The following is a 23,644-nucleotide window of genomic DNA, read 5'->3' as shown; positions in this document are numbered from 1 at the left end:
AGGCCGACGTCAGCTAGTTTGTTGAACCGCTCAGGTGCAGTTTGAATCCGATTATGTTCGGATCTGCCAAGTCGGGGCGTAGCTTCATGCTCGGAATCAAATAGTCGCCGCCATTTTGCCGGCGATAAGGGATGGGTTGCGTGGTCGCGAGCGTTCTCATCCTCTCGCGCAGGCGCTCGGCTGTGGGCTCGAAGTCGGCTTCGCAGAAGCGGTCGACGCTATAGGCGACGAATGGCGGAAGGACATCGTAGCCCGGGTAGTAGAGAATCCCGTGGTTTATCGGGAACAGCAGATCATCGATTGGTCCGTTGACGCCGCGAGGGGCATAGTGCTCCTCCCAGCCGCCGGCGGTGACGATCAGCATTGCGCGCTTGCCCATCAAGGTTCCTTCGCCGTAGCGGTCGCCCCATCGTTTGTCGCTATGCTCACCCACACCGTAAGCGAAGCCGTAGGCGAAGACCCTGTCGACCCAGCCCTTGAGGATCGCCGGCATGGCAAACCACCAGAGCGGAAACTGGAGAATCAGGGCATCCGCCCATAGCAGCTTTGCGATCTCGGCCTTGACGTCCTCTGTCAGCGCGTCGGCCTCGAAAGACTTTTTTGACGCTGCGGCAGGCATCAGCCGCGCGTCCGGCGCTAGAACCGGAAAGTCGGCCCGATCAACCGCTGATTTCCAACCCTGGGCGTAGAGGTCCGTCACCCGCACTTCGTGGCCTTGTGTATCGAGTTCACCGATGGCGACATCGCGGAGCGCGCCGTTGAGCGAGCGGGATTCGGGATGTGCGAAGACAAGTAGGATTTTCATGCGGGGGACTCCGGGGGATTGAAAAACTGGTCCCTTAGCTAGGCAATATCGAAACAATCCGCTATATATCCGTAATGCATAAGATTGTGCCGAATAGTGGATAAATCGGATATCACCCTCGAACGCATGCGCACCTTCGCTCGCGTTGCGGAACGGGGCAACCTGTCCTTGGTTGCCGGTGAACTGGGTATCGGACAATCGACGGTCACGCGGCATCTGCAGGAACTCGAAGAGGCAGTGGGTGCGCCTTTGCTCAGCAGGACCACCCGGCGGGTCACGCTGACCGACGAGGGCAGCCGGTACTATGCCAACAGCGTCCAGATCTTGCGCCTTGTCGAGCAGGCCGGCGACGAAGCGCGGGGCGCACGTGGCGCGCCGGCCGGCACCGTCCGGATATCCTGTACTGCCGCTTTCGGGGTCTTGCACACCAGCCGACTCATCTTCGACTTTCAGGACCGATATCCCGACATCGGCGTTGACCTCAGCCTCAGCGATGAGCGTGTCGATCTCTCCGGGAAGGTGTCGACATCGCGCTTCGGTTGGGGCCGCTCACCGACAGCTCATTGAGGCTGCGAGGCCTCGGCCTGTCGCGGCGCCTGCTCGTGGCATCGCCGGATTATCTGGCGGAGCGAGGCAGACCGGCTATCCCGTCGGATCTGTCTGGACATGAGGGTATCCGGATGTCGAACGTGGCGGGGAGTGAAACTCTTGCCTTGCAGGGCGCCGGAGGCGAGCGCCATATGGTGCCTTTCGCGGGGCGCCTGCGTGTCGACCATGGGCTTGCCGCGCGCGAGGCTTTGCTCGCGGGTCGAGGGGTCGCACCGGCTCACCGATGGCTTGTCGACGATCTTTTGGCGGCGGGCCTGCTCGAGACGATACTGGATGATTATTCACTGCCGTCCGCCCCTTTGAACATGCTGATTGTCCCGGAGCGCGCGGGTGTTGCAAGGGTTCGCCTGATGGTCGACTTCCTGGCTGAGCGAATTGCCGGCATCCCGGGGATCGAGAAGTCCAGTTCACAGCGTTAGCCGCTATCTGCTCTGCCCAGAAGAGTAGCTTGCGGCAGCGTCGACCATCGTTTATCGCCGATGGAGGATGAGCGAATCCCTAGCTGAAATAGGTATACCCGGCTGCGCCCCGGACAGCCGAGCCGTTGCCACCCGGCTGGCAGCACTTTCGCACCCGGCTCGGATCGAAATCCTAAAATACCTGTCCGCAAGCAACTCCTGCTGCTGCCGCGAGGTCGTCGACCGTTTCGATCTGGCGCAGTCCACTGTGTCACAACATTTGAAGATACTGGTCGAAGCCGGGCTGGTCCGGTTCGAACCTGACCGTCAGCGCTCGCGCTACGAGGTCGATCGTGCCGCACTTGCCGATATTTCCGCATCGGTGGCCGCGCTCGTCAATTCCTGCTGCTCCGGCCGCTAGATCCCGAAATGTGGGGTCCGGTTTTCGGACGAGATCATGGTCAAAAAGACATAAGAAGAAGGCACAAGAAATGGCCGAAAAAACCGTCTCCGATTCCTCGACCTTCAAGACGCTGCTCAATTTGTGGCCCTATATGTGGCCGGCGGATCGCGCCGATCTGAGAGCTCGGGTCACCTGGGCGACGCTGTTGCTGGTCGTCGCCAAGCTGACGCTGGTCGCCGGTCCCTATTTCTTCAAATGGGCGACCGACGCGCTGGCCGGCGACGCCAAATCGGTGCCGCCGCTGCCGAGTTTTCTGCTGGCGCCGGTCATGCTGGTCGTCGCCTACAATGTCGTGCGCCTGGTGCAACTTGGCTTCAATCAATTGCGCGACGCCTTGTTTGCCCGTGTCGGCCAATACGCGGTGCGCCAGCTCGCCTTCCGCACCTTCGTCCACATGCACCAACTGTCGCTGCGCTTCCATCTCGAGCGCCGCACCGGCGGCCTGTCGCGCATCATCGAGCGCGGCACCAAGGGCATCGAGACGATCGTGCGCTTCATCATGCTCAACACGGCGCCGACCATCCTCGAATTCGCGCTGACCACCGGCATCTTCGCCTACACCTATGGCTGGAAATATGTGGTCGTCGTCGCGGTCACCGTCTGGGTCTATGTCTGGTTCACGGTCCGCGCCAGCGACTGGCGCATCTCGATCCGCCGCGACATGAACGACAGCGACACCGACGCCAACACCAAGGCGATCGACTCGCTGCTCAATTACGAGACGGTCAAATATTTCAACAACGAAGGCATGGAGGCCGAGCGCTTCGACCGCTCCATGGCACGCTATGAGGTCGCCGCGACGCGGATCTGGACCTCGCTCGGCTGGCTGAATTTCGGCCAGGGCATCATCTTCGGCCTCGGCACCGTCATCGTTATGTGCATGTCGGCACTGGAAGTGCAGGCCGGCACGCAGACGGTCGGTGACTTCGTCTTCATCAACGCCATGCTGATGCAGCTGTCGGTGCCGCTCAATTTCATCGGCTTCATCTACCGCGAAATCCGCCAGGGGCTGACCGACATCGAGCAGATGTTCGACCTTTTGGATGTGCCGCAGGAGATCGTCGACAAGCCGGATGCCAGGCCACTCGCGGTCAGTGCCGGCAAGGTCGAGTTCCGCGACGTGCATTTTTCCTATGATCCGAACCGCAAGATCCTGAAGGGCATCAGCTTCGAGGTGCCGGCCGGCAAGACCGTCGCCATTGTCGGGCCTTCGGGTGCCGGCAAGTCGACCATCTCGCGGCTTCTGTTCCGCTTTTACGACGTTCAGTCCGGCCAGGTGCTGATCGACGGCCAGGATATCAGGGACGTGACGCAGGAGAGCCTGCGCGGCGCGATCGGCATGGTGCCGCAGGACACCGTGCTGTTCAACGACACCATCGCCTACAACATCCGCTACGGCCGCATCGGCGCCAGCGAGGAGGATATGCAGAAGGCCGCCGAACTTGCCCAGATCGGCCCGTTCATCGAGCGGCTGCCCGACGGCTACAAGTCGATGGTCGGCGAGCGCGGGCTGAAGCTTTCGGGTGGCGAGAAGCAGCGCGTGGCGATCGCCCGCACCATCCTGAAGGCGCCGCCGATCCTGATGCTGGACGAAGCGACCTCGGCGCTCGACAGCCACACCGAGCAGGAGATCCAGGCCGCGCTCGATCTGGTCAGCCGCGGCCGCACCACCATCGTCATCGCCCACCGCCTGTCGACGGTGATTACGGCCGACGAAATCATCGTGCTGCAGGACGGCCAGATCGCTGAGCGTGGAACGCACGCCGAGCTGATGCGCAAGCATGGCCTCTACGCCTCGATGTGGGACCGCCAGCGCGAGGCGACCGAGGCCGAGGAGCGCCTACGCATCGCCCGCGAGGGCGACGAGTTTGGTGTCATCGTCCGCCGGCGGACGTCGGAGGTGAATTGAAGGTTCGGCGTGTGAGTTGATTTTTGCGCTTGACCTCAACTTAAGTTGAGATTGTAGGCCGTTCCTGGAGCCCAAAACACCAGGATCCAGGAACGGAACAATCGAAATGAGCAAGACAAATCAGAACGTTGACGGTGGCAGCGTGTTCAGGGTGGACAAATTCGTCGTTCCGGCCGCTGCCCGCGAGGAGATACTCGCCAAGGTCAGCACAACGCATGAATTGCTGCGCCTGCAACAGGGCTTCGTTCAGGACTTCCTGCTCGAACAATTCTCCGGGCCGGGCGAATTCAACCTCGTCACCATCGTCGAATGGGAAAGCCAGGCGGCCGTCGACAAGGTCGTGCCGATCGTCAAGGCCGCGCACGAGCGCATCCCCTTCAACCCGCAGGAGACGATCGCCCGGCTCGGCGTTCGCGCCGACATCGCCAACTATCAGAGGGTTCCCGGGCTGTAGCAAGGCTGCTACCGCCAGCCGATGCCAGGTGCCGGCGCTTCGACGCTGAGCACCTGGCCGGTGCGGGCTTCAGAAGCCTTCGGATTTGGGATCATGGACGGGCAACCTTTTCCGGCGCCTTGACCGTCGGTGTCCCGAATTCTGCCGACAACGACACCGACCTGGCAAGCGGATCGCGACCCCTGCCGGCGCACCCAATACGGCCTTCCCTATTGTTGCGTTGCGGCGAGGGGGGCTTTCGGCTATTGAGGCCGCAATTGAAACGGAGCCCGCCTCAGCCCGATGAGCCTTGTCGATACGGTCAAGAACGCGTTCGTACCGATCCATCGCGAAGGCTATCCCTTTATCGCGGCCTTTGGCGCGGCAACGCTTTTCCTCGGCTATTTCTCCTCGATCCTGTTCTGGATCGGCCTTATCCTGACCGCCTGGTGCGTCTATTTCTTCCGCGATCCCGAGCGCGTCACGCCGGTCGACGACCGCTTGGTGGTCAGCCCCGCCGACGGCATCGTCTCGGCGGTCGGACCCGCCGTGCCGCCGCGCGAACTCGGCCTCGGCAATGCCGAGATGACCCGCATCTCGGTGTTCATGAACGTCTTCTCCTGCCACGTGAACCGCGCCCCGGTGCGCGGCCGTATTGCGAAAATCGAACACCGGCCGGGCAAATTCCTCAATGCCGAACTGGACAAGGCCAGCACCGAGAACGAGCGCAACGGCCTGGTCATCGAGAGCCCCAACGGCACGGTTGCGGCTGTGCAGATCGCCGGCCTGGTGGCGCGCCGCATCGTCTGCTGGGCAGAGGCCGGCGGTTCGATCGCCATTGGCGAGCGCTTCGGCCTGATCCGCTTCGGCTCGCGTGTCGATGTGTTCCTGCCGCTGGCCGCCACGCCGCGTGTTGCCGTTGGCCAGACTGCGGTCGGCGGCGAAACGGTGCTGGCCGAATTCGGCGGTGTCGCCGGCACTCCCCTCGTGCGGATTTCCTGACCCGTGGGCACGCAATACAAAAAGTTCGAGGCCCATGCCAGCGGCGGTCCGCGCATCCGCGAAATCCCGATGCGCATGGTGCTGCCCAATCTGGTCACGGTGCTTGCCATCTGCGCCGGCCTGTCCGGCATCCGCTTCGGCTTCGAAGGCCGCTTCGAGCCGGCGGTGGTGATGGTGCTGCTTGCAGCCTTCCTCGACGGCATTGACGGCCGCCTGGCGCGGATGCTGAAGGCGACATCCAAATTCGGCGCTCAGATGGATTCGCTGGCCGACATCGTCAATTTCGGCGTGGCGCCGGCTCTGGTGCTCTATGCCTTCCTGCTCGACCGCGCCGGCTCGCCGGGCTGGATCGCGGCACTGCTGTTCGCCATCGCCTGCGGGCTGCGCCTCGCCCGTTTCAACGTGCTCGATGACGAGAAGGCCGACCGCCCCATATGGCAGTCCGAATATTTCGTCGGAGTGCCGGCGCCGGCTGGCGCCGTGCTGGTGATGCTGCCGCTTTATCTCTATTTCCTGCGCACAGGTCTGGAGCCCAGTCGTCCAGCAGCCTTCGTCGCCACCGGCTTCACCATCCTGGTCGCTTTCCTGCTGGTCAGCCGGCTGCCTGTCTATTCCGGCAAGAGCCTGAAAATCCCGGGCGACAGGGTGTTGCCGATCATCCTGGGTGTCGTGCTCTACGTACTCCTGCTGATGACCTACCCCTGGTACACGCTGACCGCTTCGGTTGCCGGCTACCTGATCTTCCTGCCGTTCAGCGTGCGCGCCTATTCGAAGCGCGCCAAGCTGGAGGGCGAGAAGGTGCCGCCTTCGGATATAGGTTAGAACCCTACGCTTTCGTCATCCTAGGGCGAAGCGACGTTGCGAAGACCCTAGGATCCATGCCGTGACCTCAGCCAAAAAGCGCAACGGACGAGAACTGGCAATCGCTTGGCGCCGGTCGCCTTCTGAATGGCCGCGCGTGACGTGAATGTCACGGAATGGATCCTAGGGTCTGCGCCGCGTCGCTTCGCTCCTTGCTTCGCCCTAGGATGACGACCGCGAGGTATTTACGCCGCGACGCCGAGCCCCAGCCTGTCGATCGCCAGCTTTCTCGTCGACACATAGTCGGTCTTGCCGGATCCCAGCACCGGGATTTCCTCGACCTTGACGATGTCGTTGGGCACCATCAGTTCGGCGGCACCGGCCTGTTTGCCGAATCTGCGCAACTCGTCGGGGTTGGCGTCGTCGGCGGTGGTGACCAGCACGATGCGCTCGCCGCGCCTCTTGTCAGGCACGGCCACAGCCGCGTGGTGCTCTTCCGGCCACAGTGACTGCACCAGCATCTCCACCGCACCCAGCGACACCATCTCGCCGGCGATCTTGGCGAAGCGCTTGGCGCGTCCGCGAATGGTGATGAAGCCTTCGCGGTCGACGGCAACGATGTCGCCGGTGTCGTGCCAGCCGGTCAGCGGCTGTAGCTCGCCGGGACGGTCCGATGTCATGTAGCCCATCATCAGGTTCGGTCCGTCGAGCCACAATTGGCCGGCGTCGGAGATGCCCTCGACCGGCTCCAGCTTCATGCGCATGGCCGGCAGCAGCCGCCCGACCGTGCCGTCGCGGCCATGGATTGCCGTGTTGACGGCAACCACCGGTGCCGCCTCTGTCAGCCCGAACCCTTCGATGATCTCGGCCTGGAAGCGCTCGCGATAGACGCGGCGGGTTTCCGGCTTCACCGCTTCGGCGCCGGCGACGACGAAGCGCAGGCTGGAAAAATCGCCGTCCTTGGCGGTGCGCGCATAGTTGGCGAGGAACGTGTCGGTGCCGAACATGATGGTCGGTTTCACCTTGCGGGCGACCTCGGGAATGATCTTGTAGTGCAGCGGCGAGGGGTAGAGGAACAGTTTTACTCCGGTGACCAGCGGCAGGATGGTGCCGCCCGTCAGGCCGAACGAATGGAACACCGGCAGCACGTTGAGCAGGATGTCGGCGGGCGAGATGGTGATCCGCGCCTCGGCCTGCATGGCGTTGGCGTAAAGGTTCTTGTGCGACAGCACGACCGCTTTCGGCGTGCCTTCCGAACCGGAGGTGAACAGGATCACCGCCGGCTTGGCCGCATCCTGTCGCTGCAGCGGCCAGCGCCACAGCAAGGCGGCGGCAAGCTTGTCCAATGTGGTTACGCTTTCCCGCACATCCTCCAGCCAAAGCAGCCTGGCGCCGCCCTTTTCGACCGCCGCGACGATATCGGCAAGGTCGGCCTTTTCGACGAAGGCGCGGGACGAAATCACGGTTCTTATCACCGCCGTGCGCACGGCAGCGGTGACGCTCGCCGGTCCGGCCGTATAGTTGATCATCGCCGCCACCCGGCCGGCCGACAGAAGGCCAGTGATCGACAGCACGACGCCGTTGGCGTTGGGCAGCATCACACCGACCGCTTCGCCCGGCGCCGTGACGGCCTCGAAGCGCCTGCCCAGGACGCGGGCGCCGATGAACATCTTGCGGTAGCTCAACGCACCCGAGATGACGTCCTCGATGATCGGATGTGAAGCGCCGACGCGGTCGGCGGCATCGCGCATCGCCAGGAACAGGCCACGATCGAGGTCGGTGCCGAAAAGCCGGGCTTCGGCAATACGGTCGAACAGCGCATTGGTGTTCGAGGCCTGGTCGGGGTTGCGCGCCACCAGCTCGGCGATGGTCATCGGCTCCAGCACGCTGATCGACAGCTGCGGAAACCATTGCCGTGGTGCCTTGTCCGCTGGCGTCAACGACACCGGCAGGCTGCGCGCGCCGCCGACGAAGATCGGCACGATTTTGGCATCGGCCTGCATGGCGATGCGGGTGACGGCACGAAACAACCGAAACGTCTTGACGTCGGGCTCGACCGCATCAGGCAGATAGACGGCGAGCCGGCCCTTGCCTTTGAGCACGCGCACCAGCCGGCGGCTGACGAAGACATGTTCGGCGTTGAAGGCGATGGTACGGCCAAGCTCGCGCCAAGGTTCGAGCCACGGCGAGCGCGCCGAGACCTCATCGAGAATATGCAGCGTGTCTTCCGGCAGCAGCGACAGCATCAGCGCCGGCTCGAAGCGCGATTGATGCGAGATGACGTAGATGACTGGCGCCTGCGCCTTGCGGGCGACCCGGATGCGGCTGTCTCCGATCCGGTAGGCGAGCTTGAACGGCACATAGAGCAGCGCCTGGGTGAAGCGCAGGCCGAGGCGGAATTTTTCCGCCACGCCGATCAGCAGCCAGGCCAGAACAAGACCCGCAAGCAGCGCCAGTGTCAGGATCATGCCGCGTCTCTCCCAACGTTTTTTAGCATCTCGGCTCTTTGCGGCCGTGTCGGCCAGAACCTAGACGATGTGGGAGCAAGGTCAATGCGGAGCTTTTGCTTCCCTTGGTGCGGGAAGCTGCTTCTCATGCCGCCTGCAGCCGTCCACTGATGAAACGAAATTCCTGCGTCTTGCCGCCATAGCCGTAAGCGGCTGCCGGCACTTCATGCACGAAGGCGTAGCTCTCCTCATGCACGCCGCCAAGCAGACCGCCGAAGGCTGCGAAGATCGCCTTCAGATAGGCCTCCAGTTCAAGCTTGGTATTGGTGCCGTCGACCACCTTGATATCAAGCCAGAACGTGTTGGTGCCGTGCTCGGCAAGCGACTTGCCGCCGGCGAACCAGTGCTGCGGATCGACGTAGGACACGGCAACTGCCGTGATCGTCGGGTCCTTGCGCAGCTGCGTCGCGGTGATTTCGGTGGCCTCCTTTGCGATGCGAGCGGAAAGAGCCGCGTCAGGTTTGCCGGTGACGCTGATGTTGATGATGGGCATTTTTCTTCTCCTTGGCTTGAGCGGCGTCCGATCGCCGTTGAAACAATCATGCCACCATCTTTCGATCAAAAAAATCGAATTGTTTTTAACTGAAGATTCGATTAGATCGAAGTATGGAAACGCTGGATCCCGATCTGCTCCGAACCTTCCTAGCTTTCGTCGACAGCGGCTCACTGGCCAAGGCGGCTGCAAGCGTCGCACGTTCGCCCTCGGCGGTGACCGCCCAGATGCAGCGGCTGGAGGAAATCGTCGGCGAGCCGCTGCTGGCGCCGCAAGGGCGAGGGCGCGGCTTGACCCCTGCAGGCGAAGACCTCGTCGGCCATGCCAGGCGGATCCTTGCCGCCCATCGCGAGGCATGGCTGGCGCTTAAGGGCGCCCGCGCTGCCGGACGCGTCGCCATCGGCACGACACAGGATTTCGCCGACAGCGGCCTGCCGGATCTGCTGCGTGCCTTCGCCGGCAGCCATCCGCGCGTCAGGATCGAACTGCGGGTCGGCCGTTCCGCCGAACTGGCGCAGGCGCTGCAGTCCGGCGGCCTCGATCTGGCGATCGTCATGCGTCAGCCTGCGGCTTCTGACGAAGTCGGCGTGCTGCGTGAGCCGATGATATGGCTGTGTTCGCAGAAAGGGCTGGCCTCGCGGCAGGAAGAACTGCCGCTGGCGCTGCTCGATCCATATTGCGGTTTTCGCGAAGCGGCACTTGCCGCGCTCGATGCGGCCGGCCGCCGCTATCGCATCGCTGCCGGCAGTGCCAGTCTGGCCGGCCTGCGCACGGCGGTGAATGCCGGTGTCGCGTTGACGCTGCGAACGGCCCGCTTTGCCCATTCCGGCATAGTCGAGGCGCCGCGCGAGCTTGGCCTGCCGCAAGTTCCAATGGCTGAATTCGCGATCCGGCTGCGCGCCGGTGCCGATGGTCCGGCGGGCGACCTGGCGACACTGCTCAGCGGCAACCTTGCCTTGTCGGCTGGCTGAATGCCCAAAGAAAAAACCGACCTTGCGGTCGCCAAGCGGCAAAGAAAAAGCCGACCTTACGGTCGGCTTGGAGTAGGACGGGCCGAGGGGTTTGGGGGGACTTGGGGATGGCCCGTCTCACTCATAATGCCTGACCACGATGATGGTTCCGTGACTGTGTCACTTTTTTAAGAAATATTTGACGCCATGCGTTGCGAGCGCGCCATCAGCCAATCCCGCCCCGCATGCGCAAACACCGCACACAGCACGATGGCGCCGCCGATCATGCTGGCGGCTGGTGCAATCTCGCCCAGGAACAGGAAGGCAAACAGGATCGCGAACGGCACTTCGGCCGAGCCGAGCAGCCCGGATTCGGCCGGCGGGATGAGTCGCGCGCCCTCCGTCCACAGGATCGAGGACAGCGCGAAGGACGCGCCGAAAGTGGCGAGCAGAACGGCGTCCCTTGGCGAAACAGCCAGCGGATCGGTGACGAACCAGCCGAGCACGAACAACAGGAAGGCCGAAACCGCACCGGCCCACACCACGGGCGTGTCGCGGAAGGCGCGCACCATGATCATGTAGAGGCCGCTGCCGATGGTCATCAGCAGTGCCAGTCCGTCGCCGAACAGATTGCCGGTGCCGAAGCCGGACCAGACCATGATCGCCACGCCGCACAGTGACACGGCGGCAGCGACCATCGTCTGCAACCGGAAGGGTTCGCGCGTCAGAACCCAGGCCAGCAGCGCGGTGACGAAAGGTGCTGTGGCATAGATGACGGCGACATTGGCAACGAAGGTGAACTTGAATGCTGATATGAAAGCGATGCTGGCGAGAGCCCCTTCCACCGCCAGCAGCCAGCCGCGCCAGCCAAGCCGCAGGCTATCACGCCCGCCGGAGCGGTGGCGCCGCCACAGCACATAGAGGCTGACCAGGATCGAGCCGACGAAGCCGCGCCAGCAGATGATGGTCAGCGGGTCGGCATGGATCGATTTTGTCAGAACGCCAGTGAGGCCGAAGACGGCCGCCGAGGACGACACCAAGATGATGCCGAGCGTACGCTCCGCGGCGGTGTCGATGGTAGCTGCAATCTCAGTCATGTCGCCAGCCTACGCCGCATGGTCCTGACATCGTAGTGTCAGCAGTCATGGCCATGCACATCATAGGCGTTTGCGGAAATGCTCGGTGCCGACGATCAACAGGCCGGCGGCGACGATCAGCGCAGCGCCCAGGAACACTTCGCGACGCGGCACGTCGCCCCAGATCGCAAAGCCGAGCGCGAATGCCCACAACAGCGAGGTGTATTCCAGCGGTGCCAGCACCGAGGCCGGTGTGCGCTTCATGCCCTCGAAGAGAAGATACTGCGCCAGGCCGCCGAGTGCGCCGACGCTGGCAAGCAGCAGCAATTGCGTCAGGTTTGGCGTCTGCCACCAGAGCACCGCCGGCACCGCCGAAAACAGCAGGAAATAGAAATTGTTGAGCAGGAGCTGGATCATCGAGCGCTCGGCAAGGGCGGTTTTGCGCAAGAGCACGATGGCGATGCCCCACAAAAAGGCGGCCGCCAGCACCAGCAGCACCGGCACGGACAGGCCGAGATGGGTCGGATCACAGGCGACAAAGACACCGGCAAAGCCGATGAGAACCGCCAGCCAGCGCAGCATCGGCACCTTTTCGCCGAGCAGGAACACCGAAAGCACGGTGACAATGATTGGGGCCGCGTAATAGACGGTGGTCAGTTCGGCGAGCTGCAGGCTGCGCGCCGCGTTGTAGTAGCAGAGCCACGCAGCAAGCGTAAAGGCACTGCGCAACAGCATCGGCCGCACGATCGGCGAGCGCATCGTGTCGGCAAACAACTGTCGTCCGCCGATCGCCGCGCACGCACCCAGAATGGTGATGCTGCGGAAGAACATGATCTGCCAGACGCTCATGCCGACGACCAGTAGCTTGATCGAAGCATCCTGTGTCGAAAACAGCAGATAGGCCGCACCGGTCAGCAGGATGCCTGCAAGAACCCGCTCGCGTGTTTCGAGAATGGCGATATCAGCCATAAGGCGCGTGGGACCAAAATTGCCGGAGCGGCAGAAATGCTGTGAGGAGCGACACAAGGGAGCTGTGAATTCAGCTCCCTTGGCACCAAGCTATACGGGCGAAAATCGCTGCGGCGCTACGCCAGCCCGGTGCTTATGTTGGGGCAGGGGTCCATGGCGGGTTGCACTGTCGCCAAGCCTATTGCGTCGCCTGGTAAAGCTCCGAAGCGGCCTCTTTCAGGGCGCGCCGACCATCGGATCGGAAATACATCATGTGCCCGCCCTCGACGACATCGAGACGGATAGGCTTGGCATTGGCGAGCGACGGGATCTGGTTCACCAGGTAGCGCGAGGCGAGGTAAGGCGTGACCAGGTCGGTGTAGCCGTTGACGATCACGACGCCGAGCGAGGGGTTCAGCGAGCGTGCCCGTTGCAGATCGTCCATCACGCCGGCATAGCCTTGCCGTGACGCGCTGGTTCCGTAGTCCCAATTGTGGCTGATTTCGCCATTGAGCAGCCGATAGCTGACATCGGTGCGGAAATTCAGTTCGTCGCGGATATAGCCGACGAAAGCCGACGTCAGCGCCGGTACGCTGCGGTCGAGCACCGGATCCGGGCCGGCGATGCGGGCGCTCTCGGGCGCGATGTCGGCCGTGCCGATCGTGGCGTCATAGGGGCTGAGCACCTTGCCGCTGGCGCGGGCGAACTCCCTTGCGAACAGGCCGGTGGGAATGCGGGCGGAGTTCCGCTGCACCAGGTCGAGCGGCAGGCCGGTGATGTCAGCCACGCGTTGGCTGGCCAGCCGCCTGCCTTGCTCCAGTCCGCTGGTGAGCGCCGTAAGGTAATCGCCCATCGCATAATGTTCGACGTCTGCCAGCTTCTCCCGCAATGCATCGCCGCTGACGCCTTCGGCGCGCAGGCGCACCGCCGCCAGTGAAGGCAGTTCGAGCGCCCAATGCAGCGGCTCGAATTCGTCGGGCTGCACCAGCGTGAACTCCAGCGCCGGGGAGATCAGCACGATGCCGTTCGGACTGATGCCGATATCTTCCTGCAATGTCCTGGCGAGCAGCGCCGCGCGGAACCCGCCATAGCTTTCACCGGCAAGGAACAGCGGCGAGCCGGTGCGGCCGTTCTGCGCGAGATAGAGCCGGATGAAGGCGCCAATCGAGCTGGCATCCTGGTTGACACCCCAGAAATCGCGCGTGTCCTGCCCCGGTGCCTCGCGGCTATAGCCGGTTCCCACCGGATCGACGAAGACGAGATCGGTCATGTCGAGCCAGCTGTCCGGATTGTCGATCAGTCTTTGCGGTGACGGCAGGAATTCCCCGTCGGCTCCCGTCGCGATTATCCGTGGACCGAGTGCGCCGATATGCAGATAGGCGGACGCTGCTCCAGGGCCGCCGTTGAACACGAAGGTGATCGGCCGCTGCGGGCCTTTGGCCCCGCTTGCCGGCGGCTCCAGCGTGTAGGCGACATAGAAGATCTCCGCCGTGACGTCGCCCTTGCCGGAAAGCAGCGACAGGGTGGCGGCTTTTGCCTGGTAATCCAGCTTGCTTCCGGCCAGCGTGATCGAATGGTTGGTTGTCTGCGGCGGCGGCAGCAGGGACAGAACGCCGCCCGAGGGCGCCGGCCGCTCCGCTGTTTCAGCCAGGACGGGCTGCGCCAGGACGGCAAGCATCGGCAGGATAAGGCAGATCAGTTTCAGCTTGACCGGCATGATGACTCCGCGACAACGACTCCCGCATAGGTATGGCCGAGAGGGTCGAAGTCAAAGGAAATGGCTGGTTTGAACTTGCAACGGCTTGCGCTAGTGTGAGCCGGAATGCAGTCGAACGTTTCCCTCGATCAGTTTGGACGCTGGAGCGGCGGTGTGGCCGCTGCGGCCGTTGCCGCGACTCCCGAAGAATTGTCGGCTCGCTTCACGGCAGCGGCGAGCGAGTTGCTTGGCTCCGACCGCGCCTATGTCGGCTTTTACCGTCGCGACATCACATCCCTGACCATCGACGATGCCGGTCCCGATCGCTGGAACCGCGACTACGATGCACGACTGTATCGCCAGGATCCCTTCTTCCAGAGGTTCGCCAGCACACGGCAGGATTTCCTGTTGCCGCTGTCGGCACTCCGCAATGGCGACTTCCAGCGCACCCCCTACTATCGCGAATTCTTCGGCCCTTCCGACAGTTTCGACGAGATTACCGGCGTCTTCAATCTCGACGGGCTGACCGCTGGCTATGTCACTTTTCTCAGGCGAAACGGGGCAGAACCGTTTGGCGAGCAGGATTTGGCAACGGCTTGCGCGGCAAGCAGCGCGACAAGGCTCATTTTGGAAAGATTGCTTCATCTGTGCCGCTTCCGGCACAAGGGCGCCGCAATCGGTGACGCTCGCTCGCGGCTGAGCAGGCGCGAGGCCGAGATTGCGCGGCATCTGGTCGATGGCGGCAATGCCAAGAGCATTTCGCGAAGCCTCGCCATCTCGCCCGGGACCGTCCGCAACCACATCAAGCAGATCTATCGCAAGCTCGGCGTGCACTCCCAGGTCGAGTTGCTGGCGGCCATCCGTGAAGCCGCTTGAGCCTGACGGCTCCCGCCGGCTCTATTATCCCGTCACGATGCGCGTCCACATGCGGTTTTGTGATCGCAGCAGCTTTGGGTCATTGTTGTCCACCACAAACAGCTTGGCCTTCACGGCATCAGGCGGAAAGACGCCGGGATCGCTGGCTATCGCCTTGTCCATCAGCGGCAGGGACTCCGGTATCGCATTGGCGTAGGAGACATAGCTGGAATTGGCCGCGGCGATATCGGGCCGCAGATTGAAGTCGATCCAGGCCTGGGCGTTGTCGGGATGCGGCGCATCTTTCGGCACCGCCATCGTATCGAAGTTGATGAGCGTGCCTTCCCTGGGGATGGAATAGGCGATCTCCAGCTTCTTCACGGATTCCTCCGCACGGGTCCTTGCCTGGAGTATGTCGCCCGACCAGCCCAACACCACGCAGATGTCGCCGTTGGCGAGGTCGTTGATGTATTTGGACGAATGGAAATAGCGGATGTAGGGCCGCACCTTGCCCATCAGGTCCTCGACCTTGGCGAGGTCGTCGGGACTGGTCGATTTGGGGTCAATGTGAAGATAGTTCATCGCCATCGGGATGACTTCAGCCGGCGCATCGATCATGGCCACGCCACAGTCGGAGAGCTTCTTGACCACATCGACGTCGAAGACCATGGCGAAGGAATCCGTCGGCGCGTCCGGTAGCCTCTGCTTCACTGCGGCGACGTTGTAGCCAATACCGTCGGTGACGGCCATATAGGGCACGGCATGCAGGTTCTGTGGGTCGGCGCCCGCGATCAGCGCCAGGGCTTGCGGATCGATCTTCAAATGGTTCGCAAGCTTCTATGTGTCGAGGTCCAGGAACGCCCCCGCCTTCACCTGGTTCTTCAGGAACGGATAGGCTGAGGGGTAGACCACGTCATATCCCGAGCCGCCGGTGAGCAGCTTGGTTTCAAGCACCTCGTTGCCGTCATAGACATCGTAGCGAACCTTGATGCCCGTCTCCTTCTCGAATTTCTCGGCCGTATCCGGCGCGATGTAGTCGGACCAGTTGTAGACGTTGACGATCTTTTCCTCGTCAGCCGAAGCCGCATTTGCGCAGATGCCGCAGGCAAGCAGGGTTGAGAAGATCAGAGCGCGCATAAATGTCCTCCGTTTTCGCTATCTGTTTTCGGCATGCCCCGTCCCTCAACGCCGTTGCGGGGCATAGACCGGCAAGGTGATGCAGGCGACATTGCCGCCGCCTAGCAGGATCTCGCGCGAGTTTTCGATGCCGACTATTCGGTGATCGGGAAACAACTCGGCCAGCGTCTGCTTGGCCTTCACATCGAGATCGCAGCCGAACTGCGGTACCACCACGACGCTGTTGCCCGGATAGTAGTTGATGTAGCTCGCCGCGATCCGGTTTCCGGCCGGTCGCGCCCAGGTCGAATCCAGCCGGTCCACGCTGTCGCTTTCTTCCGGCGTCATCTCGATCGGCAAGGGGTGGGGCAGCCGGTGAACTTCCAGCGCGCGGCCGCGCGCGTCGCGGGCCGAACGCAACACGTCCTCGGCTTCCCGCACGACCTCATATTGCGGATCCTCCCGATTGTCGGTCCAGCTCAGCACGACCACGCCGGGGCGCACGAAGCAGCAGACGTCGTCGACATGGCCGTCGGTCTCGTCGAAAGCGAGGCCGCGTGGCAGCCAGATGACGGTATCGACACCGAGATAGTCGCCAAGCTGCCGTTCCACTTCGGCCTTGCCGAGATGGGCGTTGCGATTTCGGTTGAGGAGGCATTGCTCCGTCGTGATGAGGGTGCCCTGGCCGTCGCACTGTAACCCGCCACCCTCGGCGATCAGAGGTGCGCGGTAGCGATCCATGTTCTCGATTTCGAGCACTTTTTGCGCCGCCAGGTCATCCAGGTCCCATGGCGAATAGAGGCCACCGTCGAAACCGCCATAGGCGTTGAAGATCCAATCGACGCCACGCACGTCGCCTTGATCGTTGACGACGAAATTGGGACCGCTGTCGCGCAGCCAGGAATCGTTGGTGGACATTTCCACGACGCGCACATGGCCGGGCAATCGCGCCCTGGCATTCTGCCACTGGCGAGTGGAGGCCGCCACCGTCACCGGCTCGCTTTGCGCGATCGCCGCGGCGACATCCACGAACAGCTTTTGCGCGGGCTTGGCGCCGAGGCGCCAGGTGTCCGGCCGCTCCGGCCAGATCATCCAGCAGCCTGATTTGGGTTCGAATTCGCCGGGCGCACGAAACCCATCCTGTTTCGGCTTTGTCGAGAGGGTACGGGGCATCTGGGGACCGCCGGAAAATGGAGTGACGACTTGCCCGGATCAGACGTTTTTGAGGCCTTGTCCGTCAATGTCCCATTTGGGATATCGGTCTTTGCGCGCCGGCGGCGACTGGCCTGTATTGCGGAATGGCATTGCCTTCCATGGCGATCGGCGCAAATCTCGACCGGACGGCGCTATGCCGGCGGCGGAAACAGTCGACGAAAGGGGACAGCGGATGGATGCGACCGAATTGAAGGCCATGCAGGCGCCGCTGAAGCAGGCCTATCGTGACGATGCTTCGCAGGCCCTGATCACGCTTCGCGCCAAGGGCTCGATCGATGACCAGTCGGTTGCCTGCAAGGTGGAGACGGGCAGGGCGCTCGCCATCGCCGGCTTGCATCCGGCAACAGGCGGCTCAGGGCTTGAACTCTGCTCGGGCGACATGCTGCTGGAGGCGTTGGTCGCCTGCGCCGGGGTGACGCTGAAGGCGGTAGCGACGGCGCTCGAGTTCAAGCTCGGCGCCGCCACGGTGGAAGCCGAAGGCGATCTCGATTTTCGCGGCACGCTCGGCGTTGCCAAGGATGCACCGGTCGGCTTTCGCGCCATCCGGCTCAATTTCACCCTCGACACCGCTGAGCCGCAGGAGCGGATAGACTCGCTGCTGAAGCTGACCGAGCGTTATTGCGTGGTATTCCAGACCATCAGCCAGAAGCCGGAGCTGACGGTCAGCGCACGCCGCTGATGCTTACTGCGCTGACGGTTCTTCGGCGTCGCCCTCGTCAGTGAATGGCGAGGCGCTCGGCACGCATTGTACAGACCAGCCGGCCGGTGTCGGCTGTTTCTGATACTCGGTGATGGCGGCGGTGCACTGTTCGCGCTTGTCGAAGGTGCTGGGCAGCACGACCATGCCGCCTTGCGGGCCGGCGATTACCAGATACCAGACCAACGCTGCTGCGGTCGTAGCCATGGGGATTTCCTTATTCTGCCAGTTGGGCGCTTGTTGTGGGAGTCGCTGTGACCGTACCAACTCCATGGAAATGACGAAAGCATGACCGCCGCACAGCTTCCCGCCGTCACATCACAGCCGCGTGATGTGACGGGGGTTTCGCAGCCCGATTTCGAAGCGAAATCGGCTCAGTTGGTGGCAAAACAATAGAACAAGCCATCGCCCCCGGTGCCCTTGAGCGCCTCCTGGCTGCAGCCGCCGCGCGAGGCGTGCGAGGAATTCCAGGATTTGGCGGCTGCCGAATCGTCGAGACCGGTGCGGTCATGATGGCCCATCATCGCGGCGCCTTCCGCCCCGCTCATCGTCCAGTCGCCGCAGGTCTGGTCGGCGATCTTGGTGCCGTCGGGTTTGGAGCCGGTCAGCACGTCGTGGCGGTTCGGCGTGTCGCTGCGGCCGTTGACCGCTTCGCCTTTCTCGTTGAGCGCTGTCTGCTTGGTGATGCCGTTGGCATCGCTGTGCAACGAGGCGACATCGTCGGCGATCTTGACGCCCTTGGCGTTCATCCATGGCCCCTTGCCGATGCGGTCACGGGCGTCGGTGTCGCTGGTCGACAGATAGGCGGCCCAACTCTTGCCGGTGACGCCGGCGGCTTCCGCCAGCGACGCGCAATGCGCGTCGGCGCCCTTGAGGCCGCCGAGGTCGGCACCCTTGCCGGAACCGACACTGGTGACGAAGAAGCTCATCTTGGCATCTTGCGAGTAAGCGGCGCCCGCGGCCGCGATCAGGGTGGCGGCGGTGGCGAGAAGCAGTTTACGCATGTCGGTCCTCCGGTTGGTCTTCGACGGGTTACATCAGAAGAAACGTTGCCGGAGGCCTGTTTAATCCCTACGCATGTCGCCTAAAAGTATGCAGTGGTTTTTGGGAAACCGACATGCGGCAAAAAAGGCTCTAGTTTTATTCCGGCTGGCGATAGGCGACGAACCGATTGTGCTTGGCTTGGAAGATCAATCCGGTCTCTTTCAGGTCCGGGCTGGCCAGCGGCACGATGCGTTTGGCGATCTCGGAGGGATGCGGCAAGGTCTCGGGATCTTCGCCCGGCACTGCCTGGGCACGCATGGCCGTGCGGGTGGCGCCGGGGTCGGCGGCATTGACCCGGAGCGGCAGGCTCTGCGTCTCATGCGCCCAGGAGCGCATCATCGTCTCCACCGCGGCCTTGGAAGCCGCGTAGGGTGCCCAGAAGGCACGCGCCGAGTGCGCTGCGTTGGAAGACAGGATGATCGCTCGTCCAGCGTCGGAGAGCCGCAGCAGGGGGTCGACGGAGCGGATCAGCCGCCAGGTCGAGGTGACGTTGATGGTCATCACCTTCTCGAAGGTTTTTGCTTCGACATGACCGATCGGCGAAATGACGCCGAGCACGCCGGCATTGGCGACGAGAATGTCGAGCTTGCCCCAGCGTTCGTGGATGGCGCCGCCCAGGCGGTCGATACCGGCCATGTCGGCGAGGTCGAGCGGCACCAGTGTCGCCTGGCCGCCGGCCGCCTTGATCTGGTCGTCGAGCTCTTCCAGTCCTCCGACAGTGCGCGCCACCGCAATGACATGCGCGCCGGCGGCAGCCAATTCCTTGGCAATGAAATAGCCGATACCGCGCGAGGCGCCGGTGACGACCGCAACGCGGCCGGAAAGGTCGAGGGTCATGCGATGGATTCCGGGAATTTGACTAACGCTGATGACGGTCCGGCCTACGTCCCGCTCGTCGCCAGCAGCGACAGCGTTCGCACATTGTCGTGGCCTTCGAAGTCGAGCAGGCGGGTCGGATACTGGCCGGTGAAGCAGGCGTCGCAGAATTGCGGCTGGTCGTTGTCGCGGCTGGCCTCGCCGACCGCGCGGTAGAGCCCGTCAATGGTGAGGAAGCCAAGCGAATCGACACGGATGAACTCGGCCATTTCCTCGATCGACATGCGCGATGCCAGGAGCTTCGATTTCTCCGGCGTGTCGACACCGTAGAAGCAGGACGCGCGTGTCGGCGGTGAAGCGATGCGCATATGCACCTCCTTGGCGCCGGCGTCGCGCACCATCTGCACGATCTTCTGGCTGGTGGTGCCGCGCACGATGCTGTCGTCGACCAGCACCACGCGCTTGCCCTCGATCATGCGGCGGTTGGCATTGTGCTTCAGCTTGACACCCATGTGGCGGATCGAATCGCCCGGCTGGATAAAGGTGCGGCCGACATAATGATTGCGGATGATGCCGAGCTCGAAGGGAATGCCTGCGGCCTGGCTGAAGCCGATCGCCGCCGGCGTGCCCGAATCCGGCACCGGCACGACGATGTCCGCCTCGACCGGGCTTTCGACCGCCAGCTCGGCGCCGATGCGCTTACGCACCTCATAGACGTTACGGCCTTCGACCGAGGAATCCGGCCGCGCGAAATAGACATATTCGAAGATGCAGAAGCGGGTCTTCTGCGGCTCGAAGGGGAATAGGCTCTCGATGCCCTTGGAGGTGACGACGACCATCTCGCCGGGCTTCAGGTCGCGAACGAAACGCGCGCCGATGATGTCGAGCGCGCAGGTCTCGGAGGCCAGGATCCAGGCGCCGTCGAGATCGCCGAGCACCAGGGGCCGGATGCCGAGCGGATCGCGGCAGCCGATCATCTTCTTGGCCGTCATCGCCACCAGCGAGAAGGCGCCCTCGACCTGCCGCACCGCATCGATGAAACGCGAGTTCAAGTCGCGTTCCTTGCTGGTGGCGACGAGGTGCAAAAGCGTCTCGGTATCGGAGGTGGAGGAGAAGATCGCGCCTTGCTTCTGCAGCGCGCGCTGCACGGTCATGGCGTTGGTCAGATTGCCGTTGTGGGCGACGGCGAAGCCGCCATCGGCCAATTCGGCGAAAAAGGGCTGGATGTTGCGCATGCCGGCGCCGCCCGTGGTGGCGTAGCGCGTATGGCCAATGGCGCGGTTGCCTTGCAGGCTGTCGATGACGCGCTGCTTGGTGAAGGTGTCGCCGATCAGGCCGACATGGCGTTCGACATGGAACTGGCTGCCGTCATAGGAAACGATGCCGGCCGCTTCCTGGCCACGATGCTGCAGCGCATGCAGGCCCAATGTGACGATGGCTGCCGCGTCCTGCCGGCCGAAAATGCCGAACACACCGCATTCGTCGTGGAAATGGTCGTCGGCCTCGGCGGAAAGCACGTCGTCTGCGTCTGCCATCTTAAGCTCCGCTAAAATCGCCATATAATGCGGGTTCGCGCCGAAAGCAACGCGGGCCGTGCGGTCGTTCACACCATCGTCAGATCCTGAGGCCGTTTTCGGGCGTCAGTTTGCCGGTGCCGCCGGTGCCGGAGCGTTGTTGGCCGGTGGTGTTGCGTCATTGTCGTCAGGCGCCGGCGTGTTGGCATCGTCGCCGCCCGCCGGAGCATCCGCGGCCGGTGCGTCCGGAGCCGCTGGCGTCTCGGCGGCCGGCTGATTCGGATTGAGCTTCTTGAGGATCGCGTTTTCCGGATCCTCGGGCAGCAGGCTTTCGAGCTTGGCGCCGATCTGTTCGAGCAGCGGCCGCGACTTGGCCTCCGTGACCCAGGCTGGTGCCTTGGCACCGGCCAGCCAGTTGAAGAACAGCAGTGCGACGGCAACGACCAGGATGCCGCGCGCGGCGCCGTAAAGGAAACCGAGCGTACGATCGAGTGCGCCGATCCTGGAATCGATGATCCAGTCGGCTAGCTTCATGGTGATGACCGAGACGACGATCAACGCGATGATGAAAACCACGCCGGCGGCCGCCGCCATGGCGACCTTTTCATTCTCGATGTAGGGCGCGAGGTAAGGCACAACCGGCTTGTAGAAGAAGAACGCCGCCGCTGCCGCCGCTGCCCAGGAGACGACGGACAGGACTTCGCGCGAGAAGCCGCGAACCATGGCGAGCATCGCCGAGACCAGAGTGAAGCCGACGAGAATTCCGTCAAGCAGCGTAATCGGCATGTCTTTCGCCCCACTCCATGAGCCGCATTATAACGCGGAGCATCGGGCTCCGGGTCCGATGCTCTAGTCTTCCTCGTCCACGCGGCTTCGGCGTGAGCCGGCTATGCGTGCCACGAGGTCGGCAAGCTCGGTCGGCTGGAAAGAACCGGCCCCGATCCCCCCGGCCAGTTCCCCGCTGCCCGAGGGCAGAACCGCGCTTCCAAAACCCAGCTTTTCGGCTTCCTTGAGGCGCTGTTGCGCATGCGCAACCGGCCTCACGGCGCCCGAAAGGCTGATTTCGCCGAAATAGACGCAATCGGCGGGAAGGGCAAGACCGGTGAGCGAGGAAACCAGGGCGGCCGCCACTGCCAGATCGGCCGCGGGCTCCGAAATCCGGTAGCCTCCGGCGACATTGAGATAGACATCGTGAGTGCCGAAGCGCACCCCGCAATGGGCTTCGAGAACCGCCAGGATCATCGACAGCCGGGCGCCGTCCCAGCCGACGACGGCGCGGCGCGGCGTGCCGAGCGAGGAGGGTGCGACCAGTGCCTGGATCTCGACCAGCACCGGCCTTGTCCCCTCCATGCCGGCGAAAACCGCCGCCCCCGGCGATTTGGCATGGCGTTCGCCAAGGAAAAGCTCGGACGGATTGGCGACCTCGCGCAGGCCCTTGTCCGACATTTCGAAGACGCCGATCTCGTCGGTCGGTCCAAAACGGTTCTTCACCGTGCGCAGGATGCGATAGTGATGGCCGCCTTCGCCTTCGAAGTAGAGCACGGCGTCGACCATGTGCTCGACGACGCGCGGCCCGGCGATCTGGCCTTCCTTGGTGACATGGCCGACCAGCACGATCGCCGCCCCTGTGGATTTCGCATAACGGATCATCGCCTGGGCGGCGGCTCGCACCTGCGTGACGGTGCCCGGCGCCGAATCGGCAAGGTCGGTCCACAGCGTCTGGATCGAATCCAGGATGACGAGGTCAGGCCGCTTGCCGTCGGCGATCGTCGCCAGGATGTCCTCGACATTGGTCTCGGCGGCAAGTTCCACCGGAGAAGAGGCGACGCCAAGCCGCTGCGCCCGCAGCCTGATCTGCGCGACCGCCTCTTCGCCGGAAACATAGACGATGCGGTGGCCTTTTGATGCCAGCGCCGCTGCCGCCTGGGTGAGCAGCGTTGACTTGCCGATGCCGGGGTCGCCGCCGACCAGCAACGCCGAGCCGCGCACGAAACCGCCGCCGGTGGCGCGGTCGAGTTCGCCAATGCCCGAGATGATGCGCGGCGCGTCCTCGATATCGCCGGACAGCGTGGTCAGCACCACCGCGCGGCCCTTGCGGGCGTTGCGCGTGTTGGCTGGTCCCGAGCCGATGCCGCCGGACGTGCCTTCCTCGACCAGCGTGTTCCACTCGCCACAGGCATCGCATTTGCCGGCCCAGCGCTGATGCACCGATCCGCAACTCTGGCAGATGAATTGGACGCGTGACTTTGCCATCAGCGGGATGCTGCTTGAAAATGGCCTGGGCGAGGTGGGCTGGG

At 63.4% G+C, this 23,644-nt stretch carries 23 protein-coding genes and 1 pseudogene; 9 read left to right on the top strand and 15 right to left on the bottom strand.

From position 1 onward, the window contains the following. Positions 1–13: 13 nt before the first annotated feature. Positions 14–805, bottom strand: coding sequence for an NAD(P)H-dependent oxidoreductase (locus tag EOA13_RS02250; RefSeq protein WP_127289307.1), 792 nt, complete (start codon positions 803–805; stop codon positions 14–16). Between the two features lie 96 nt (positions 806–901). Between EOA13_RS02250 and EOA13_RS02245 the strand changes: the two are divergent. The 6 genes and pseudogenes from EOA13_RS02245 (at position 902) to EOA13_RS02220 (ending at position 6,441) form a co-directional block, all read left to right on the top strand. Next, a pseudogene (locus EOA13_RS02245) lies at positions 902–1,833 on the top strand (LysR family transcriptional regulator). 67 nt (positions 1,834–1,900) lie between these two features. Further along, positions 1,901–2,233 carry a metalloregulator ArsR/SmtB family transcription factor gene (locus tag EOA13_RS02240; protein ID WP_127289305.1) on the top strand — a complete coding sequence of 111 codons (333 nt, stop codon included), beginning with the start codon at positions 1,901–1,903 and terminating at the stop codon, positions 2,231–2,233. Positions 2,234–2,303: 70 nt separating this feature from the next. Beyond that, entirely contained in the window at positions 2,304–4,184 is a 1,881-nt protein-coding gene (locus tag EOA13_RS02235) for an ABC transporter ATP-binding protein/permease (RefSeq protein WP_127289303.1), read from the top strand. Between the two features lie 106 nt (positions 4,185–4,290). Beyond that, positions 4,291–4,638, top strand: coding sequence for an antibiotic biosynthesis monooxygenase (locus EOA13_RS02230; RefSeq protein WP_127289301.1), 348 nt, complete (start codon positions 4,291–4,293; stop codon positions 4,636–4,638). A 282-nt stretch (positions 4,639–4,920) separates the two neighbouring features. Beyond that, positions 4,921–5,619, top strand: a complete 699-nt coding sequence (locus tag EOA13_RS02225; RefSeq protein ID WP_127289299.1) for a phosphatidylserine decarboxylase — start codon at positions 4,921–4,923, stop codon at positions 5,617–5,619. Positions 5,620–5,694: 75 nt separating this feature from the next. Then, positions 5,695–6,441, top strand: a complete 747-nt coding sequence (locus EOA13_RS02220) for a phosphatidylcholine/phosphatidylserine synthase (RefSeq protein WP_224621703.1) — start codon at positions 5,695–5,697, stop codon at positions 6,439–6,441. Between the two features lie 224 nt (positions 6,442–6,665). Here EOA13_RS02220 and EOA13_RS02215 read toward each other — a convergent pair whose 3' ends face one another. Together EOA13_RS02215 and EOA13_RS02210 are read right to left on the bottom strand one after the other, a co-directional pair. Next, positions 6,666–8,888 (bottom strand): AMP-binding protein, encoded by a 2,223-nt coding sequence (locus EOA13_RS02215; RefSeq protein WP_127289297.1) that lies wholly within the window; start codon positions 8,886–8,888, stop codon positions 6,666–6,668. 124 nt (positions 8,889–9,012) lie between these two features. Beyond that, a complete protein-coding gene (locus EOA13_RS02210; protein ID WP_127289295.1) occupies positions 9,013–9,420 on the bottom strand; it encodes a 4-oxalocrotonate tautomerase family protein in 408 nt (135 codons plus the stop codon). 113 nt (positions 9,421–9,533) lie between these two features. On the opposite strand from EOA13_RS02210, the gene EOA13_RS02205 reads away from it, so the two are divergent. Then, positions 9,534–10,391: a LysR substrate-binding domain-containing protein gene (locus EOA13_RS02205; protein WP_127289293.1), complete on the top strand. Its 858-nt coding sequence runs from the start codon at positions 9,534–9,536 to the stop codon at positions 10,389–10,391. A 167-nt stretch (positions 10,392–10,558) separates the two neighbouring features. On the opposite strand, the gene EOA13_RS02200 is transcribed toward EOA13_RS02205, so the two are convergent. From EOA13_RS02200 to EOA13_RS02190, 3 genes are all read right to left on the bottom strand, one after another. Next, a complete protein-coding gene (locus EOA13_RS02200; protein ID WP_127289291.1) occupies positions 10,559–11,467 on the bottom strand; it encodes a DMT family transporter in 909 nt (302 codons plus the stop codon). A gap of 60 nt (positions 11,468–11,527) precedes the next feature. Further along, positions 11,528–12,415, bottom strand: a complete 888-nt coding sequence (locus EOA13_RS02195) for a DMT family transporter (RefSeq protein WP_127289289.1) — start codon at positions 12,413–12,415, stop codon at positions 11,528–11,530. A 178-nt stretch (positions 12,416–12,593) separates the two neighbouring features. After that, complete coding sequence (locus tag EOA13_RS02190; RefSeq protein WP_127289287.1) at positions 12,594–14,111, bottom strand: alpha/beta hydrolase; 1,518 nt, start codon at positions 14,109–14,111, stop codon at positions 12,594–12,596. Positions 14,112–14,216: 105 nt separating this feature from the next. Here EOA13_RS02190 and EOA13_RS02185 point away from each other — a divergent pair, with 105 nt between their 5' ends. Further along, complete coding sequence (locus tag EOA13_RS02185) at positions 14,217–14,966, top strand: LuxR family transcriptional regulator (RefSeq protein ID WP_127289285.1); 750 nt, start codon at positions 14,217–14,219, stop codon at positions 14,964–14,966. 24 nt (positions 14,967–14,990) lie between these two features. On the opposite strand, the gene EOA13_RS02180 is transcribed toward EOA13_RS02185, so the two are convergent. Genes EOA13_RS02180 through aguA form a run of 3 tightly spaced genes read right to left on the bottom strand, consistent with a single transcriptional unit; the run spans position 14,991 to position 17,234 of the window. Further along, positions 14,991–15,767: an extracellular solute-binding protein gene (locus EOA13_RS02180; RefSeq protein ID WP_245490286.1), complete on the bottom strand. Its 777-nt coding sequence runs from the start codon at positions 15,765–15,767 to the stop codon at positions 14,991–14,993. A gap of 15 nt (positions 15,768–15,782) precedes the next feature. Next, positions 15,783–16,082, bottom strand: a complete 300-nt coding sequence (locus EOA13_RS38510; RefSeq protein ID WP_245490285.1) for an extracellular solute-binding protein — start codon at positions 16,080–16,082, stop codon at positions 15,783–15,785. A gap of 45 nt (positions 16,083–16,127) precedes the next feature. Continuing rightward, on the bottom strand, positions 16,128–17,234 hold the full coding sequence (aguA, locus tag EOA13_RS02175; RefSeq protein WP_127289283.1) for an agmatine deiminase: 1,107 nt from the start codon (positions 17,232–17,234) through the stop codon (positions 16,128–16,130). Positions 17,235–17,448: 214 nt separating this feature from the next. Between aguA and EOA13_RS02170 the strand changes: the two genes are divergently transcribed. Continuing rightward, on the top strand, positions 17,449–17,955 hold the full coding sequence (locus EOA13_RS02170; RefSeq protein ID WP_127289281.1) for an OsmC family protein: 507 nt from the start codon (positions 17,449–17,451) through the stop codon (positions 17,953–17,955). A 3-nt stretch (positions 17,956–17,958) separates the two neighbouring features. On the opposite strand, the gene EOA13_RS02165 is transcribed toward EOA13_RS02170, so the two are convergent. The 6 genes from EOA13_RS02165 to radA all read right to left on the bottom strand — a co-directional run bounded on the left by EOA13_RS02165 (position 17,959) and on the right by radA (position 23,600). Further along, positions 17,959–18,180: a hypothetical protein gene (locus EOA13_RS02165; RefSeq protein ID WP_013532531.1), complete on the bottom strand. Its 222-nt coding sequence runs from the start codon at positions 18,178–18,180 to the stop codon at positions 17,959–17,961. A 167-nt stretch (positions 18,181–18,347) separates the two neighbouring features. After that, positions 18,348–18,977 carry a hypothetical protein gene (locus EOA13_RS02160; protein ID WP_127289279.1) on the bottom strand — a complete coding sequence of 210 codons (630 nt, stop codon included), beginning with the start codon at positions 18,975–18,977 and terminating at the stop codon, positions 18,348–18,350. A gap of 136 nt (positions 18,978–19,113) precedes the next feature. Further along, positions 19,114–19,854 (bottom strand): SDR family NAD(P)-dependent oxidoreductase, encoded by a 741-nt coding sequence (locus EOA13_RS02155; protein WP_013532529.1) that lies wholly within the window; start codon positions 19,852–19,854, stop codon positions 19,114–19,116. Between the two features lie 44 nt (positions 19,855–19,898). Continuing rightward, positions 19,899–21,368 (bottom strand): amidophosphoribosyltransferase, encoded by a 1,470-nt coding sequence (purF, locus tag EOA13_RS02150; protein WP_013532528.1) that lies wholly within the window; start codon positions 21,366–21,368, stop codon positions 19,899–19,901. Between the two features lie 105 nt (positions 21,369–21,473). Continuing rightward, complete coding sequence (locus EOA13_RS02145; protein ID WP_127289277.1) at positions 21,474–22,133, bottom strand: CvpA family protein; 660 nt, start codon at positions 22,131–22,133, stop codon at positions 21,474–21,476. 63 nt (positions 22,134–22,196) lie between these two features. Next, a complete protein-coding gene (radA, locus tag EOA13_RS02140; protein ID WP_023813748.1) occupies positions 22,197–23,600 on the bottom strand; it encodes a DNA repair protein RadA in 1,404 nt (467 codons plus the stop codon). Positions 23,601–23,644: the final 44 nt, after the last annotated feature.

The organism is Mesorhizobium sp. M7A.F.Ca.US.011.01.1.1 (genome assembly GCF_003998295.1).
Lineage (GTDB): Bacteria > Pseudomonadota > Alphaproteobacteria > Rhizobiales > Rhizobiaceae > Mesorhizobium.
Note: the sequence above shows the minus strand (reverse complement) of the source record. Positions and strands in the feature narration are given on the sequence as shown.